Genomic DNA, 15,187 nt, shown 5'->3' with positions numbered 1-15,187 from the left:
CCACGCCGACGCACTCCTCACCGAAGCCCGCCTCTACTCCAGCCCCAAGTACGAGGCCCTCGCCCTCGCCGCCCTCGGCCGTCACCCCGAGGCCGCGCTGGTGGCGGCGCGCACCAAGTCCGACCTGGTCGTCGGCATGCTGGGGAGCCCGGCCGACCGCCGGGCGGCGACGGCCCGGGTCGCGGCCGCGCTTCCCCCGGAGCTGCGGGAGACGTTCGGGCGCGCGGGCAGGCTGGTCACCGACCGGGTCCGGACGTCCTGAGCCGGCACCGCTGCTCGGAGACGACCGGACAGGTCGGCGCGCCACCACCCCGAGTTCGCGAGCCGCGTTCTGCCGGCGCCGGAGGCTGCGCCCGGCAGGCGCCGGCAGCCGCGGTTCTGCAGGCGCCGGCAACCGGATCGGCGGTGGGTCAGCCGGTGACCGTGCGGGCGGCGGCAGCAGCCCGGGCGGCGACGAGGTCGATCTCCATGAGCAGGTGCGGCAGGCCGAGGTAGACCTCGGGCTCGCCGATCTGCGTCCAGCCCAGCCGCCGGAAGAACGTCCGGTTGGCCGGCTGTACGTGGGCGATCATCCGGGACCCGCCCCGGGCCGCGGCGGCGGAGACGGCGGCACGCACGAGCGGCAGCCCGAGCAGGGTGCTGCGGAACGGCAGGAGCACCGCGAGGCGGTCGCCCTGCCAGTCGCCGGTGGGCTCACCGGGGTCGAGCGGGTAGAGCCGCACGGTGCCCGCGGGCTCGCCGTCGGCGTAGCCGACGATCCTCATGGTGGCCGCGTCGTCGTCGCGGATGTCGTGGTCGGAGCGGGCGAAGACGTGCTGCTCCAGCACGAACACCGAGCGCCGGATGGCGTGGTGGTAGGCGAGATCGGCGTCGTCGGCGGCGAGCTTGCACTCCAGCCGGGGGCGGGGCGCACCTGCTCCCGGACGCCGTGCGGCCGTACCCGTGGTGATGTCGGTGGTGGTCACCGTGCTCCCGTCCGCGTCGCGCCCGTCCGGTCCGGGTCCCCGTGCAGCGTCTCGACGTCGCGCCGGCACAGCCGGAACTCGTCGAGCCATTCGGCGCGATCGCCGAACCTGCGTGCGAGGGGGTCCCCGGCTGACGGGAGGACGTGCAGCTCGTAGGGCTGGTCGTCCGTCCACGGGTCGACCGTGGCGGTGAGGACCGTCCTCGACGTCACGTGGACGATCACGTGGCGGCCCTCGGTCAGAGCGTCCGGGTCGTCCGGACCGTCGAGCACGACCCACGTCGCGCCTGCGGCGACGCCGCGCGCGATGAGCTGCTCGATCCGCCGATGGTCCTGGTCGGCGACGATCTCCCGGAGCCGGGCGCCGCAGGCGACACCCACGAGCATCTCGACCGGGAACTCGTTGCAGGGCAACGAGAGTGGCGCGACCAGCGCGCGGGGATCCGCTGCGGTGGCCAGGAGACCTGCGAGGTCGGAGCCGTGCCGTCGGAGCTCGACGAGCAACTGCCGGATCGCGTCGACGGCGCGCGCACCGGCGGCCGGATCGGCGATCAGGGTCGGGTAGAGACGCTCCTCGGCGGCGCGCCATCGCGTCCGGGCAACGTCCAGTGCCTCGTGACTGTCCACTGGGGTGCCGTTCTGGTCAGCTCCCCGGACTCGAAGGAGCAACTCGACCCGATGACAGGGCCCGGACGACGCCGAGCCCTGTCATCGTGGTCGAGCAGGGTGTGACGATGTATCAGAGGGTCCAGGTCTGCATGACGAGCGCGCCCTCACGGCGGGCGGTCAGGGTGCAGTCCAGGATGTCGAGCGGGTGGATCGGGGTGATGCCCTCGATCAGGTCGGTCTCCCGCATGCCGTAGAGCGCGGCCATGGCGAAGCGGCAGGCAAGAACCTTGCCGCCCTCCTTCATGAACGTCTGCAGCTGGTTGTTGTAGGCGAGGTGGCCGGGGAAGGCCTCCGAGCCGACGGTCGGGAAACCACGGGTGGCGGAGCCCATGAGCACGCCGGGGCCGTAGAGAACGAGGCTGGTGTCGAAGCCCTTACGGTTGATGCGGGTACAGGTCAGCATGTTGACCAGACCGACCGAGCCCTCGTAGGGCACGGTGTGCATGAAGATGTAGGCCTTCTCGCCCGCCTCGGCCTGGATGTCGTCGAACAGCTTCTCGTCGTAGTCGACAATCGCGTCGCCCGCCTGAGCCCGCTCACCGACGATCTGAGCCACAGTGCACTCCTTCTTGTTGGGTGGGTGGTGCTTCGAGGGTCAGACCGCCGGCCCCTGCAGAGCCGGCGGCGAGGCCCACGTCTTCCGATGGCTTCCCGGCATGGCGCGCATGATCGCGTGTCGGAGGGACCACGGCAGCACGCTGTACACCGGGGCGAAGATCTTCAGCCAGAAGATCTCCTTGGCGCCCTGGGGCGGCCGCGGGGCGGCCGTCCCGAGCTTGGCCGACAGCTTCCGCTGGGCGTCGACAAGGAGGTAGTGCTCGGCGTTGTGGCGGAGCCAGCCGGAGAAACCGCTTGCCACTATCAGCCCTTCTTCGCTGCGGCGAGACCGTTGTTCGCCGCGGCGACGATCGGCTCGGTGAGCGCGCCGATGGCGGGCGAGAAGACGCTCTCCATCGTGGCGAGGTCCTCGAGCGTCATGCCGAAGCGGATCGCCTGCGCGAGGAAGTCGGCCCGCTCCTTGATGCCGTCACCGCCGCCGACCATCTGGGCGCCGAGGATCTTGTGCGACTTGGGGTCGGCAAGGATCTTGAGCTTGGTCTTCTTCACGCCCGAGTAGTAGCGCGAGCGCGAGACCCCCTCGGCGACACCCACGATGTAGGGAATGCCGAGAGCGGTCGCGGTGGCCTCGCCGAACGACGCACCACCGATGACCCACTTGCCTGCAGGCGTACCCCAGGGGATGAACACGGTGCGGTAGGCCTTGGACCCACCCCCGGCGTTCTGGCCGGCCGTCTTGCCCTGGGCGTACGCGTGCGAGCCGGTGAGGCCCTGCAGCGGCGTGCCGGCGAGACCGTGCGGGATCTCGCAGGCGTCGCCCGCGGCCCACACGTCGGGAGCCGACGTCTTCATGTTCTCGTCGACGACGAGGCCGCCGGTCGAGCCGATCTTGATCCCGGCCGCCGCCGCGAGGGCGTTGTTCGGGGTCTTGTGCGTCGCGACGACCGCGAGGTCGACCGGGATCTCGCCCGCCGAGGTCTTGATCGCGCGCAGCTTGCCCTCGGAGTCGCCCAGGAAGGCCTCGAGGGTGGTGTTGAAGTGCAGGTGGATCCCGAGCTCGCGGAACGACTCCTCGACGGGAGCCATGATGTCCGCGTCCGCCATGTTGGACAGGGCGTACGGGTTCGGGTCGATCAGGTGGGTCTCGATACCCCGGTGGGCCAGGGCCGTGACCATCTCCATGGCCAGCGGGGACGCCTCGACGACGACCGCCCGCTTGGAGTTGGCGATGACCTTGTCCCATTCCTGGGCGGCCCGGATGTTCTTGACGTAGTACAGGCCGCCGAGGTCGGTGCCGGGCACGCCCGGGTCGGCGTAGGCGAAGCCGGTGCCGATGACGAGGCTGTCGTAGGACACCTCGCCCTCGCCCTTGACCGTGATGGTCTTCTTCGCCGTGTTGATCGAGGTCACGGTGCTCTCGTAGTGGACGTCGATACCCGCGTCCACGTACGCCTGCTTGCCCGCCAGGATCAGCCGGTCGAAGCTGTCGATCTCGCCACCGTGGACATAAGGAATGCCGCACGGGCTGTAGGCGATGTCCTCGAACTGGGTGTAAAGAACCACCTCAGCGGAGGGATCCACGGCCTTCACGCCGCCCGCGGCGCCTGTCCCGGCAGGACCCCCACCGATGATCACTGTCTTCCGCGGCACGTTCCGCCCGCCTTCCGCCGTCTGCGCTGAGGTTCGCCAGTCGTTCACTATGCGATTCAGGATTTTTACCATACTCAACGGCCGTTCGGTGTCAACGCCCCCCGACAGGTGTAAACCGGTGCGCAACACCGTCGTTCCTGGTCAGGTGCGGCGCCCGGTCGGACCTGTGGCCGGAGACGTCGTCACGGGAGACCGTTGTGGCCCCATGGTGCCGCAGTCCCGGGGTGCCGCGTGCCCCGGGGCTGACCGGGAACGAGGGAGGCCGGACGGCGTCCCTGTCGGGTCGCTGTCCGGCCTCGTGGTGGGTTCGAACGGCACGTCGCGGCGGTGGACGACGCCGGCTCAGGCGAGCTCGGCCTCCTGGTGCTCGCGGCGGACGACCGCCGCGGTGTCGGAGCGCAGCCCGAGCCGCAGCGTCTCCACCGACAGCACGTCGGCGAGCGCGACGTTGCCCAGGTTGACGTCGGGCCCGAAGCGGCGGACGAACCAGGCCTGCTGGGACGCACGCGGTGCCTCGAAGATGACCCGCTCGACGCCGGTGGCGGCCACGACGGCCTCGACGACGTCGGGACGGACCCGGCCCGACTCGTCGAACGTGCCGACCGTGCCGCTCTGCCGGCCCTCGGTGACGACGAGACGCGCGCCCGCGTCGAGGTCGGACAGGCACTCGGCCGGCCAGTGCCGCGCGGCGTTGCGCTCGCCCGGCGACTTGGCACCGGTCTCGGCGAGGACCGTGAAGTCGCGCGCCGCGCGCCGGATCAGCGCCCGCTTCTCCGACATCGACATCGCGACGGTGCCCCGTGAGACCTCGATCAGCCGGAAGCCGACCTCTCCCGCCCACTCGAGGCAGGCCTCGGCCGCGCCCTGGGCCCACGCGATCTCCAGCATGGTGCCGCCGAGGCAGGCCGCGACATCGTGCGCCTCGAGCAGCGCGAGCTTGGCCGACAGCGCGGAGTCGACGTAGGCGGTGCCCCAGCCGACCTTCCAGATGTCGATATGCCCTGCTGCCGACGCCAGGAGGTCGGCCGTGGCCGCAGTACCGGCCCCCTGGTCGATGACGTGGGTGACGCCGACCGACCGCGGTTTGACCGAGCGCGGCGGAAGGTCGAGGAAGGCAGGAAGTGTCACCGGGCCGATTCTACTTCGGATAGTGGGCGGTCATCCACTATCGGAAACCGTGTCGCCGATCTCAGGCCACCGGCGGGTACTCGTGGTCCTCCTCGAACGCGGACAGCACGTCGATGCGCCGCTGGTGGCGGGCCTCGCCGGAGAACGGGGTGGCCAGGAACGCGTCGACGATCGCCTTCGCCTCATCCTCGGAGTGCATCCGGGCGCCGACGCCGATGACCTGCGCGCCGTTGTGCTCACGGGCCAGCGTCGCGGTCTCGACGCTCCACGCCAGAGCAGCCCGGCAGCCCGGCACCTTGTTGGCCGAGATCTGCTCGCCGTTGCCCGAGCCGCCCAGCACGATGCCCAGCGAGCCCTCGTCGTCGACGACGCGCCGCGCCGTCTCCAGACAGAAGGCCGGGTAGTCGTCCTGGGCGTCGTAGGCGAGCGCGCCGACGTCGACGACGTCATGGCCCTCCCCGACGAGGTGCTCGATCAGCACCGCCTTGAGGTCGAAGCCGGCATGGTCAGCACCCAGATACACGCGCACGGGCGAGATGGTGCCGGTCCGCCCCCGGCACGGTCAGCCGCGCCGGGGGGATCCGCCGGGGGAACGTCAGTGGTGCGCGGCCCGCTCGACCGTGACCTGCAGGGCCTCGAGCAACGCCTTCGCGGTGTCCAGGCTGAGCTCGACGGCCACCCGCGCGCCGGGCCCGCGGTCGGGGGCGAGGAAGTCGATGTTGACGGTGTGGTCGTCCGGGGCGTGGACGGGATGGTCGTAGTAGACCGTCGCCGTGCGCAGCGGGAACCAGCCGTCGGCACCCTTGCCGCTGCTGCGGTCGACGTCGATCTTCTCGGTGCTGTACGTGCACATCCGGGTCAGGCCTCCCCGCCGAGCTTCGCGCCGAAGAAGGCGAGGATCTTCTCCCAGCCGTCGACGGCCGAGGTCGGGCGGTAGGCGGGCCGGTCGACGGAGAAGAACGAGTGGCCGGTGTCGTCGTAGCGGTGGAACTCGTACTCCTTGCCCGCCTCCTGCAGCAGTTTCTCCAGCTCGTCGACGTCGGCGGGCGAGGGATGCTTGTCGTCGTTGCCGAACATGCCCAGGACGGGCGCGCGCAGCTCGCCGACCCGGTCGCCCAGCGGACCGACCTTGAGCGGGAACCCCTCGGGCGGCGTGCCGGTGACAAACGCGCCGTAGCAGTCCACCGCGCCCTGGATGTCGAGCTCCAGCGCGGTCAGGAACGCCTGGCGACCGCCCGAGCAGTACCCGATCGTGCCGACCTTCCCGTTCGAGTTCGGCAACCGGCGCAGCCACGCCGCGGCCCCCGCGACATCGCCGACGAGGCGGTCGTCGGGGACACCGCCGTTGGCCCGAGCCGTCGCCGCCGCGTCGTCGGGGGCCGCGCCGGGGGCCTCGCGCGTGTAGAGGTTGGGGCCGACCGCGTTGTAGCCCTCGGCGGCGAAGCGCCGGATGGTCTCCTTGCTCTCCCGGTCGTACCCGGGCATGTGGTGGATGACCACCACGCCGCCGCGGGCCGCACCGTCGAGCGGCCGGGCGCTGTAGGCCTCGATCTCGTCGCCGTTCGCGCCCTGGATGCCGATGGTCTCGGCGATCACCGCGTCGTACCCCACGGGTTCCTCCCGGATCGTCACGTTCGCACTGGTTCGCTTGCGCCCGTTGACCTTTCGCTGTCCGACCATGCTTACCCCGGCCACCGCCTGGCGTCACGCGGGGGCATCGGCTCGGGGTGGTCGGGCAGGGCGAGGGTGGGCCCGGCCGTCGCGCGGTGGCCCAGGAACACGGGCCGGTTGGCGTGCCCGAACAGCAGTGGCAGCAGCTCCGCCGCACGGACCGCCCCGTACCAGCCGCCGTGGGCGTGGCTCTCCCCGAACACGGCGACGGCGTCGGGGCGGACGGCGGGACCGGCCACGACGAGCGGGGTCGGGTCGGCGGTGTGCAGGACCCCGCCCGTCGACGGGGTGGCGTGGTCGCCGGTCACGCAGACGACGGCGCGGCCGGCCAGGTCGTGCAGGGCGGCCAGACCGCGGTCGGCGGCCTCGATCACGTCGCGCTTCGCGAGCGGCTGCTTGGTGTGGCCGGCCTCGTCGGTCGCCTTGGTGTGGACGTGGACGAACCGCGCACCCCCGGCGATCAGGCTGCCGGCCGCGTCGACGCGCGCTGCCAGGTCGGCGGCCACGTCGGGCACCGGCGGGACGTGCAGGTCGGTCATCTCCAGCGTCGCCGCCAGCCCCCGGTAGAGCCGCGTACTGGTGACCATCCCGCCGGCGACGCCGGCGTTGGCGGTGAAGGTCGGGATCAGCTCGCGGGTGCCCGACCACTTGGTGGTGAGGACGTCGAGGGCGGGGAGGCCGCGGTCGCGGCGGGCGGCGTTGACGGGATGGCCGAGGAGCAGGTCGCGGGCGTCGAGGAGCAGGTCGGTGAGGACGAGCGCGGCCGGGGTGTCGACGGGGCGCGTCGGCAGCGGCCGCAGCCACGGGTGGCGGTCCTCGAAGAACGCGTCGGAGTCGGTGACGGCGCCTTCGGGATGGCCGTCGAGCAGCAGCAACGCCTCGCCGCGGCCACCGAGCGGCTGCAGCGTCGCGCCGTACCGGGCCAGTACGGGGTCGAGCGCCTCCAGCAGCGCGGCGGCGTCGTCGGCATCGGTCCGGGCGGCGCGGCCGGTGAGCCACACCAGGCCCCGGTCGGTGACCGACGTCCGCAGCGCCGCGTGGGTGGCTGCCACGCCGTAGGGCACGTCGACACCCGCGCCGAGGGCCTCGACGACCGCGCGTCCCGGGAACGGGATGTCGGCGAACCCGAACATCGCCCAGTGCGCCAGCTCCGACGCGGGCGCGCGCCCCCAGCCGAACGGCAGGTGCCAGCCGGAGGCCCCGCGCCGGGCCAGCTCGTCGAGCACCGGGGTGTGCGCGGCCTCGGCCGGGGTGCGGTCGCCCAGCTCGGCGACGGGCCGGTCACCCAGCCCGTCGAGGACGACGAGCACGACGGGCATCCGGTCGTCGTCGAGCCGTGGCTGGTCCTCGCCGTACCCGGGTTCCCTCATCGCGAGTCCGCCAGCGCGCGCAGGACAGGGACCGTGGCCGCCGGGACGAGCTTCTCCCAGCCCTCGCCGGAGGCGAGGAGCGCGCGGACGTCGGCGGCGTGGCGTTTCGTCGCCGGGTCGCCCTCGATGACGGTCACCTCGTAACCCGCGGCCGCGAGGCGCCCCGCCTTGTCGCGTTCCCACGCCGAGAAGGCGCGGACGTACTGGTGGGCGTGGCGCGGCACGTACTGCGTCCACACCTCGGGCCGGGTCAGGTCGAAGGGCACGATCGTCATTCGACCACCGAGCCCCGCCGACTCGAGGGTCACGGTCAACAGCCGGACCCGCTCGAAGTAGCTGAACGGGTTCGCCTCCGGCGTGTGCCGGTGCGCCGACGTCGGTTCCTCGCGGCGCGCGCCGCTGTCGGGGTTGGTCACCGCGACGACGAGGTGCTCGCACTCGCCCGCCACCAGCTCGAACAGCTCCAGGTGCTGGTCGTGGACGGGCTGGAACCGGCCGGTGACACAACCGAGCAGCCTCACGGGCGCAGCAGACCGCGGGCGATGGCGTTGCGCTGGATCTCGACGGTCCCCGCCGGGATGCGCAGGTTGCGCGCGATGCGGAACAGCTTCTCCTCGGGCGAGCCCAGCAGCAGCCCCGTGCCGCCGTGGATCTGCACGGCGCGGTCGGTGACCCGGAAGAACGCCTCGTCGTTGACGATCTTGATCAGGCTGACGATCCGCGGGAGGTCGCGGTGGGCGGGGATGTCGAAGGGCCCCAGGGCGTCGAGCTCGGCCTGCCCGACCAGCGACGACGAGCGGGCGGCGAACACGTCGGCGTCCATGTCGGCCAGCAGGTGCTGGACGGCCTGCAGGTCGCCGATCGGACGGCCGCCGGACTCGCGGGTGCGCGCCCGCTCGGTGGCCCGCTGCAGCAGCCACTGGCCCCATCCGGCGCACATGCCACCGCGGCACATCCGTCGCCAGTTGATCCAGGTCATGGCCAGCGAGAAGCCGTCGCCCACCTCGCCGACGACGTTCTCCGCCGGCACCCGCACCCCGTCGAGGTGCAGCTCTCCGGTCAGGCCGTCGCCCAGCATCGTGGGGATGTCACGTCCGCGGTGAAAACCCTCGGCGTCGGCGTCGACGAGGAACATCGACAGCGACCGCGTGCCCGCGCCCGGGTCGGTGACCGCCACGACCTGCACGAAGTCGGCGAAGTGCGCGTTGGTGATCCAGGCCTTCGTGCCGTCGAGGATCCAGTCGGAGCCGTCGCGCCGCGCCCTCGTGCCCATCGCGAGGACGTCGGTGCCGACCTCGCGCTCGGTGTTGGCGAAGGCCGTCGTCACCTCGCCGGCCAACAGCGGGTCGAGGTAGCGGCCACGGGCGGCGTCGGACACGTGGGTGATCGCGGGGTTCGCGCCCTCGGTCCAGGCCAGCGCGGCGAGCCCCAGGCCGAGGCCGGACTCGCGGTAGACGAACTCCTCGACGTGCTGCATCTCGACGCGACCGAAGCCGCCCCCGCCCAGCTCCGCGGGGATGTGCGGGTTGTAGAGCCCCGCCTTGGCCGAGCGGCGCTGCACCTCGCGACGGGCCTCCCAGACCAGGGGGTGCATCCGGCCCCTGTCGTCGAGCTTCGGGTTCGCCGGCGTCCCCGCGCCCGCAGTGTGCAGCTCGGCCTCCAGCGGAGCGACCTCGGTGTCGAGGAACGTCCGGAAACGCGCGACGTGGTCGAGGGCGCGGTCGGACGGGGCGATGTCGCGGGTGGCGGTCGTCGGCACGTCTCGCATCGTCGACCGACCGGACGGTCGCGGCAACACGGGGGTGGCGTTCGCCTCCGCCGTACGAGCGACCTGGGCGCCCGGCGGTTTTGGTCCGGGTGAGGCCGGTGTAGGCCGGGAGGGACCGGAGAGCCGGACGATGCAAGGGAGCAACACATGTCGGGAAACAGGGCCGTCGCGTACGTGGGACCGGGAGAGGTCGAGGTCCACGACATCCCGTACCCGACCCTGGAGCTGCAGGACGGCCCCGGGGTCAACCCTGCCAACGTCGGGCGGAAGTGCAACCACGGCGTGATCCTCAAGGTCGTCACCACCAACATCTGCGGCAGCGACCAGCACATGGTGCGGGGACGCACCACGGCGCCGGAAGGTCTCGTCCTCGGCCACGAGATCCTCGGCGAGGTCGTCGAGGTCGGGTCGGACGTCGAGTTCACGAAGGTCGGCGACCTGGCCTCGGTGCCGTTCAACATCGCGTGCGGCCGCTGCCGCAACTGCAAGGAGGGCAAGACCGGCATCTGTCTCAACGTCAACCCCGACCGGCCCGGATCGGCGTACGGCTACGTCGACATGGGCGGCTGGGTCGGCGGCCAGGCCGAGTACGTGATGGTGCCCTACGCCGACTTCAACCTGCTGGTGTTCCCCGACCGCGACCAGGCGATGGAGAAGGTCCGCGACCTGACGATGCTCTCGGACATCTTCCCGACGGGCTTCCACGGAGCGGTCACCGCCGGGGTGAAACCGGGCGCCACCGTCTACGTCGCGGGGGCCGGGCCCGTCGGGCTCGCCGCCGCCGCCGGGGCGCAGCTGCTCGGCGCGGCCGTCGTCATCGTCGGGGACCTGCAGGAGGAACGGCTCGCGCAGGCGCGGACGTTCGGCTGCGAGACCATCGACGTCTCCAAGGGCGACCCGAAGGACCAGATCGAGCAGCTCCTCGGTGTCCCCGAGGTCGACGCGGGCATCGACGCCGTCGGGTTCGAGGCGCGTGGGCACGGCGAGGGCTCGGGCACCGAAGCGCCCGCGACGGTGCTGAACTCACTGATGGAGATCACCGCGGCGGGTGGCGCGCTGGGCATCCCGGGCCTCTACGTCACCGGAGACCCCGGCGGGATCGACGACGCGGCCAAGGTCGGGTCGCTCTCGCTGTCACTGGGTACGGGCTGGGCGAAGTCGCTGTCGTTCACGACGGGCCAGTGCCCGGTCATGCGCTACAACCGTGGCCTGATGATGGCGATCCTGCACGGCCGGGTGCAGATCGCGGACGCGGTCAACGCCACCGTCATCTCCCTGGACGACGCCCCGCGCGGCTACCAGGAGTTCGACAAGGGTGCGCCGCGCAAGTACGTCATCGACCCGCACGGGACGCTGGCCGCCTGACGCCCCGCCCCGGCGTCAGACCTCGATCAGCTCGAACGCGGTGGCGAGCCTTGCGCCGGGGAGGAGCGCCGCCGCGGCCTCGGCCTGCGCACGCAGGAACGGTCCCGGATCCGACAGGTCGCCACCGAGTGCCGCGAGGTAGGCGCGATGGGCGGCCAGCGAGGCGATGCCGCGGTCGAGGTGGTCGTCGATCGCGATGCCGTGGGTGGGCAGCGGCGACCCCGCGACGGCGACCCAGCGCACCCCGCTCCACGGCTCCCCGACCTCGGGGAACAGCCAGCGGTTCGCGGCGTCGCGGACCGCGTCGAGGCACGCCCTGCCGACCACGACGTGGTCGGCCATGTTGCGGCCGCCACCGGGCCAGGTCTCGTTGAAGTTCCCGGTGACGACGAGCTCAGGGCGGTGGCGGCGGATCGCCGCGGCGATGTCACGACGCAGCGGGATGCCGTACTCGATGAGGCCGTCGGCGTGACCGTCGAGGAACTCCACCACCGACACCCCGACCTCGGCGGCCGCCGCCCGCTGCTCGGCCTCGCGCAGCGGCCCGCACTCCGCGGGCGGCAGCGTGTCGATCCCGGCCTCCCCGCGGCAGGCCAGGAGATACCCGAACTCACGGCCCTCGTCGGTCCACCGCGCGATCGCCGACGCCGCGCCGTACTCCAGGTCGTCGGGATGGGCCACGACCGCGAGCCCGCGCGTCCAGTCCGTGGGCACGGGTTCCAGTGGCGCGCTCACAGGACGCGGAGCCGGTGGTCGGCGAGGTCCTCGTCCCACTCCATCGCGATCAGCCCGCGCGCCCTGGCCGCCTTCGCGAACGACAGGAAACCGTTGAAGCCGTAGCGCTTCTCGCTGAAGTCGGGGACGCGTTTGCGCATCTGGTCCTTCAGCCCGCTCAGCTGCACCCCATCGGGGCCCGACAGCCCACGGACGACGTCGACGAGCAGCGAGAACGCGTCGTCGTCGGCCGACTCGTCCTCGGGGAACGTGACCTCGGGATCGCCCTGCGCGCTGCCCTGGCGCAGCTCGACGACCCGCTCGCCCTCCAGGTGGCGCAGCAGCTCACCGAAGCCGCGGAAGCCGTGGTCGCCCTCGTCGAACGTCGGGTCCTTGCGCAGGATCGCCCGCTTGAGCCGCGACGCGAGCACCGGCCCGTCGGCGTGACGCTGCAGGCCGGTCAGCGTGCTCGCGACGAGCCCGCCGACGTCTCCGTCCGTCGTCGCGACGGGCTCGTCCGCCACGGGCTCCGGCTCGGTCACGACGACGACCGGGTCCGGTGCGCGGGTCGCCGCGGCCGGTTCGCGGCGGCGGCTCTTGCGGACCGGAGGGTGCGTGTCGAGGCCGGGGAGCCGGTCGTAGAACAGGAACTCGTCGCACGCCGGCGGCAGCAGCGCCGACGTCGACGACTGCACCCCGATCCCGATCACCCGCTTGTCCATCTCGCGCAGCTTGTGGACCAGCGGGGTGAAGTCCGAGTCGCCCGTGCCGATCGCGAACGTCGTCACGAACCCGCGTTCGTAGGCCAGCTCGATGGCGTCGACGGCGAGCTTGATGTCGGCGGCGTTCTTGCGCGACCCGCCCAGCTTCTGCGGGATCTCGATCAGCTCGACCTGCGCCCGTGCGAGCAGCCTGCGGTCCTCGTCGAAGTACGACCAGTCGGCGTAGGCCCGCCGGGACACGACCCGGCCCCGCTCGGCCAGCGCGTCGGCGATCGGACCGAAGTCGAAGGGCGACACACCCAGCCCCTCGCGCGCACCGATCGCGAGGTTCTCGTAGTCGAGGAAGAGAGCGATGCGTTCGTCGTCGTTGATCACTGGCAGCTCCCTGGATCGGCGCCACCGAGCCTATGCGCCGTCCTGCCGTGGAACACCGGCGGGATGCGGCTCTCCCACTACGCCGCCGGACAGCTCGGCGTGCGGCTCGACGTGTCGTTCCGTGAGCTCACCGGACACCCCGACCGCTCCTCCACGGCCGCGTGCTGACGGCCAGGATCAGCGGATGAGGGCCGACCCGTAGAGGTCGCCGAGCGCGGCCCAGTGCCGCTCGGCGGCGTCCTCGTCGTACGTGGGGTTGTCGGCGACGGCGAAGCCGTGGCCCGCGGGATAGGTCTCGACGGTGTGCTCGACGCCCGCCCCGGTCAGGACGGCGTCGAGCCGATCGAACTGGTCCTGCCCGAACGACGCGTCGTCCTGCGCGCCCGCCACGTAGACCTTCGCCCGCACCGAGCCCGCGAGCAGGTGCGGGCTGGTGGGGTCGTCGGCCACGGCGAGCCGGCCGCCGTGGAACGACGCCGCGGCCGCGACCTTCTCCGGAACGGCGCCGGCCACCAGCATCGAGGCGCGGCCACCCATGCAGTACCCCGTCGTCCCCGCGCCCGCGCCCGTCACCTCGGGCCGGGCGAGCAGGAAGTCCAGGTAGGCGCCCGCGTCGGAGACCAGCCGCTCGTTGGTCAGGGTGCCCATCAGCTCACCCAGCCGCGCGCGTTCGCCGGCATCGGTGAAGACCGTCGCCAGGTCGAACGGCGCGTACCCGGGGTTGCGGTAGTAGATGTCGGGCACCAGGGTCGCGTAGCCCATCGACGCCATCCGGTCGCCCATGTCGGAGAACGTGTCCCGCGCGCCACCCGCGTCGGGGAACATCAGCACTCCCGGCCAGGGACCGTCGCCGTCGGGCAGGTGCAGTGTCGCGGCGGCCTCGCCGTCGGCGGTCGGAATGGTGACGTCCGAGCGCGGCATGTGCTGTCCCCCAGGGTGGTGTCGACGTCGACGACCCAGTTCTACCGGAGGTTGCGCCGGGTCGTCGGCCCCGATCCGTTCTAGGCTCGGGGACGTGGGCGTGGATACAGCAGGAAAAGCCGACATCAACTTCTATTTCGACCCGATCTGCCCGTTCGCCTGGATGACGAGCACGTGGATCCGGATCGTCCAGGCGCAGCGGGACTACACCGTCGACTGGCGGTTCATCTCCTTGCGCCTGATCAACTCGCACCTCGACTACGACAGCCACTTCCCCGAGGGCTACGACGCCCAGCACACCGCGGGCCTGCGGCTGCTGCGGGTGGCGTCAGCGGCGCGGGAGAAGCACGGCCGCGACGCCATCGGCGCCCTCTACGCCGCGTTCGGCGCCCGGATCTTCCAGACCGCTCCCGACGAGGGCCGGGCCCCCGGCTGGCAGGGCAACGCCGAGCTGGCCGAGGCCGCGCTCGCCGAGGCGGGGCTGCCCGTGGAGTTGGCCGCCGCCCTCGACGACACCTCCCGCGACGCCGAGATCCAGGCCGAGTCCGACGAGGCGCTGTCGTTGACGGGCAAGGACGTCGGCACACCGATCCTGCACTTCGAGCCGCCGGAGGGCGTCGCGTTCTTCGGTCCGGTGATCAGCCGGCTGCCCGACGAGGAGCAGGCGTCCGTGCTGTGGGACCACGTCGTCGGCCTGGCCCGGTTCCCCGGGTTCGCCGAGCTGAAGCGCAGCCTGCGGGAACGTCCGCAGCTGCCGTCGATGGGCGTCCCCGAGGCCGAGACGGGCAGGACCGAGGACTGGCACGGCGGGAGCAGGCGGCTCAAGAAGTAGCGACTTCTCATGGCTGCAACGGCTCAACCAGCAGACAACTCCCGTTCGGCCGGCCCTGAAGGGACCTCGACCTACGCTCGAATCCGTGAGCACGGCCCGGCGTAGACGCTCAGCCTGACTGCTCCTTCGTCATCCGCAGGAGCCAGTCGCGGCCGGTGTGGACGAGCACGTAGCGACGGGGATCGCCACGACCGTGCAGGGTGAAGACGATCCGGCGGTCGTTGCGGTCGTGTTCCTCCCACCATCCCGTGTCCGCGATGTCCTTGTCCGCGTCGGTGTAGCCGAGGTGCTCCATCGCGTGGTCGGGCACGGGCACCGCGAGCCGGTTCTCCGACGGGCCCGGCATCCCGCGCGGCACGGCCCACGACCGCAGCACCCCGCCGTCCTCCAGCCGGAGGTCGAAGTGGTGCCGCGGTTTCCGGTGCTCGTGCAACACGAAGGCCGGTCGTTCCATGTACAGCCCCCCGAACGTCGCCACTC

The 15,187-nt window shown here is 72.0% G+C and carries 19 protein-coding genes; 3 read left to right on the top strand and 16 right to left on the bottom strand.

Translation table 11 applies throughout. The annotated features are described in order from the left end of the window. The coding region (locus TOK_RS30000) for a hypothetical protein (RefSeq protein WP_141566622.1) at positions 1 to 262 on the top strand (262 nt) is incomplete at its 5' end. 148 nt (positions 263 to 410) lie between these two features. On the opposite strand, the gene TOK_RS29995 is transcribed toward TOK_RS30000, so the two are convergent. The 12 genes from TOK_RS29995 to TOK_RS29940 form a co-directional block, all read right to left on the bottom strand. Beyond that, complete coding sequence (locus tag TOK_RS29995) at positions 411 to 965, bottom strand: MSMEG_0567/Sll0786 family nitrogen starvation N-acetyltransferase (RefSeq protein ID WP_253258741.1); 555 nt, start codon at positions 963 to 965, stop codon at positions 411 to 413. Further along, on the bottom strand, positions 962 to 1,591 hold the full coding sequence (locus tag TOK_RS29990) for a hypothetical protein (protein ID WP_098961355.1): 630 nt from the start codon (positions 1,589 to 1,591) through the stop codon (positions 962 to 964). The genes TOK_RS29995 and TOK_RS29990 overlap by 4 nt, the downstream gene beginning before the upstream one ends. A 112-nt stretch (positions 1,592 to 1,703) precedes the next feature. After that, positions 1,704 to 2,189 (bottom strand): MSMEG_0572/Sll0783 family nitrogen starvation response protein, encoded by a 486-nt coding sequence (locus TOK_RS29985; protein ID WP_098961354.1) that lies wholly within the window; start codon positions 2,187 to 2,189, stop codon positions 1,704 to 1,706. A gap of 39 nt (positions 2,190 to 2,228) precedes the next feature. Next, entirely contained in the window at positions 2,229 to 2,492 is a 264-nt protein-coding gene (locus TOK_RS32160) for a hypothetical protein (protein ID WP_141566621.1), read from the bottom strand. Positions 2,493 to 2,494: 2 nt separating this feature from the next. Continuing rightward, on the bottom strand, positions 2,495 to 3,841 hold the full coding sequence (locus tag TOK_RS29975) for an FAD-dependent oxidoreductase (RefSeq protein WP_098961368.1): 1,347 nt from the start codon (positions 3,839 to 3,841) through the stop codon (positions 2,495 to 2,497). Positions 3,842 to 4,183: 342 nt separating this feature from the next. Next, a complete protein-coding gene (locus TOK_RS29970) occupies positions 4,184 to 4,969 on the bottom strand; it encodes a phosphosulfolactate synthase (protein ID WP_098961352.1) in 786 nt (261 codons plus the stop codon). Positions 4,970 to 5,030: 61 nt separating this feature from the next. Continuing rightward, entirely contained in the window at positions 5,031 to 5,498 is a 468-nt protein-coding gene (locus tag TOK_RS29965) for a ribose-5-phosphate isomerase (RefSeq protein WP_098961351.1), read from the bottom strand. Between the two features lie 66 nt (positions 5,499 to 5,564). Continuing rightward, positions 5,565 to 5,822 (bottom strand): DUF6295 family protein, encoded by a 258-nt coding sequence (locus TOK_RS29960; protein ID WP_098961350.1) that lies wholly within the window; start codon positions 5,820 to 5,822, stop codon positions 5,565 to 5,567. Between the two features lie 5 nt (positions 5,823 to 5,827). Beyond that, positions 5,828 to 6,580, bottom strand: coding sequence for a dienelactone hydrolase family protein (locus tag TOK_RS29955; RefSeq protein WP_098961367.1), 753 nt, complete (start codon positions 6,578 to 6,580; stop codon positions 5,828 to 5,830). Positions 6,581 to 6,651: 71 nt separating this feature from the next. Next, positions 6,652 to 8,010, bottom strand: coding sequence for a phosphoglycerate mutase (locus TOK_RS29950; RefSeq protein WP_098961349.1), 1,359 nt, complete (start codon positions 8,008 to 8,010; stop codon positions 6,652 to 6,654). After that, positions 8,007 to 8,531: a cytidyltransferase gene (locus tag TOK_RS29945; RefSeq protein WP_098961348.1), complete on the bottom strand. Its 525-nt coding sequence runs from the start codon at positions 8,529 to 8,531 to the stop codon at positions 8,007 to 8,009. The genes TOK_RS29950 and TOK_RS29945 overlap by 4 nt, the downstream gene beginning before the upstream one ends. Further along, positions 8,528 to 9,778: an acyl-CoA dehydrogenase family protein gene (locus TOK_RS29940; protein ID WP_098961347.1), complete on the bottom strand. Its 1,251-nt coding sequence runs from the start codon at positions 9,776 to 9,778 to the stop codon at positions 8,528 to 8,530. Before TOK_RS29940 ends, TOK_RS29945 begins: the two co-directional genes overlap by 4 nt. Positions 9,779 to 9,925: 147 nt before the next feature. Between TOK_RS29940 and fdhA the strand changes: the two genes are divergently transcribed. Continuing rightward, a complete protein-coding gene (gene fdhA, locus TOK_RS29935) occupies positions 9,926 to 11,143 on the top strand; it encodes a formaldehyde dehydrogenase, glutathione-independent (RefSeq protein WP_098961346.1) in 1,218 nt (405 codons plus the stop codon). 15 nt (positions 11,144 to 11,158) lie between these two features. On the opposite strand, the gene TOK_RS29930 is transcribed toward fdhA, so the two are convergent. From TOK_RS29930 to TOK_RS29920, 3 genes are all read right to left on the bottom strand, one after another. Continuing rightward, positions 11,159 to 11,866 carry a PIG-L deacetylase family protein gene (locus TOK_RS29930; protein WP_306305177.1) on the bottom strand — a complete coding sequence of 236 codons (708 nt, stop codon included), beginning with the start codon at positions 11,864 to 11,866 and terminating at the stop codon, positions 11,159 to 11,161. Between the two features lie 8 nt (positions 11,867 to 11,874). Next, the gene (locus TOK_RS29925; RefSeq protein ID WP_098961344.1) at positions 11,875 to 12,954 is read right to left on the bottom strand and encodes an NYN domain-containing protein; all 1,080 of its coding nucleotides are present in this window, start codon (positions 12,952 to 12,954) and stop codon (positions 11,875 to 11,877) included. 177 nt (positions 12,955 to 13,131) lie between these two features. Beyond that, positions 13,132 to 13,875, bottom strand: a complete 744-nt coding sequence (locus TOK_RS29920) for a dienelactone hydrolase family protein (protein WP_098961343.1) — start codon at positions 13,873 to 13,875, stop codon at positions 13,132 to 13,134. 94 nt (positions 13,876 to 13,969) lie between these two features. Here TOK_RS29920 and TOK_RS29915 point away from each other — a divergent pair, with 94 nt between their 5' ends. Then, positions 13,970 to 14,707: a hypothetical protein gene (locus tag TOK_RS29915; RefSeq protein WP_098961342.1), complete on the top strand. Its 738-nt coding sequence runs from the start codon at positions 13,970 to 13,972 to the stop codon at positions 14,705 to 14,707. Positions 14,708 to 14,816: 109 nt separating this feature from the next. Here TOK_RS29915 and TOK_RS29910 read toward each other — a convergent pair whose 3' ends face one another. Further along, entirely contained in the window at positions 14,817 to 15,185 is a 369-nt protein-coding gene (locus TOK_RS29910; RefSeq protein ID WP_253258740.1) for a DNA polymerase ligase N-terminal domain-containing protein, read from the bottom strand. Between the last annotated feature and the right edge of the window lie 2 nt (positions 15,186 to 15,187).

The organism is Pseudonocardia sp. N23 (assembly GCF_002583555.1).
Lineage (GTDB): Bacteria > Actinomycetota > Actinomycetes > Mycobacteriales > Pseudonocardiaceae > Pseudonocardia.
Note: the sequence above shows the minus strand (reverse complement) of the source record. Positions and strands in the feature narration are given on the sequence as shown.

Excerpts from the sequence above, each read along its gene's own strand:
- TOK_RS29960 (WP_098961350.1), bottom strand. The coding sequence starts at position 5,822 with ATGTGCACGTACAGCACCGAGAAGATCGACGTCGACCGCAGCAGCGGC.
- TOK_RS29950 (WP_098961349.1), bottom strand. The coding sequence starts at position 8,010 with ATGAGGGAACCCGGGTACGGCGAGGACCAGCCACGGCTCGACGACGAC.
- TOK_RS29940 (WP_098961347.1), bottom strand. The coding sequence starts at position 9,778 with ATGCGAGACGTGCCGACGACCGCCACCCGCGACATCGCCCCGTCCGAC.
- fdhA (WP_098961346.1), top strand. The coding sequence starts at position 9,926 with ATGTCGGGAAACAGGGCCGTCGCGTACGTGGGACCGGGAGAGGTCGAG.
- TOK_RS29920 (WP_098961343.1), bottom strand. The coding sequence starts at position 13,875 with ATGCCGCGCTCGGACGTCACCATTCCGACCGCCGACGGCGAGGCCGCC.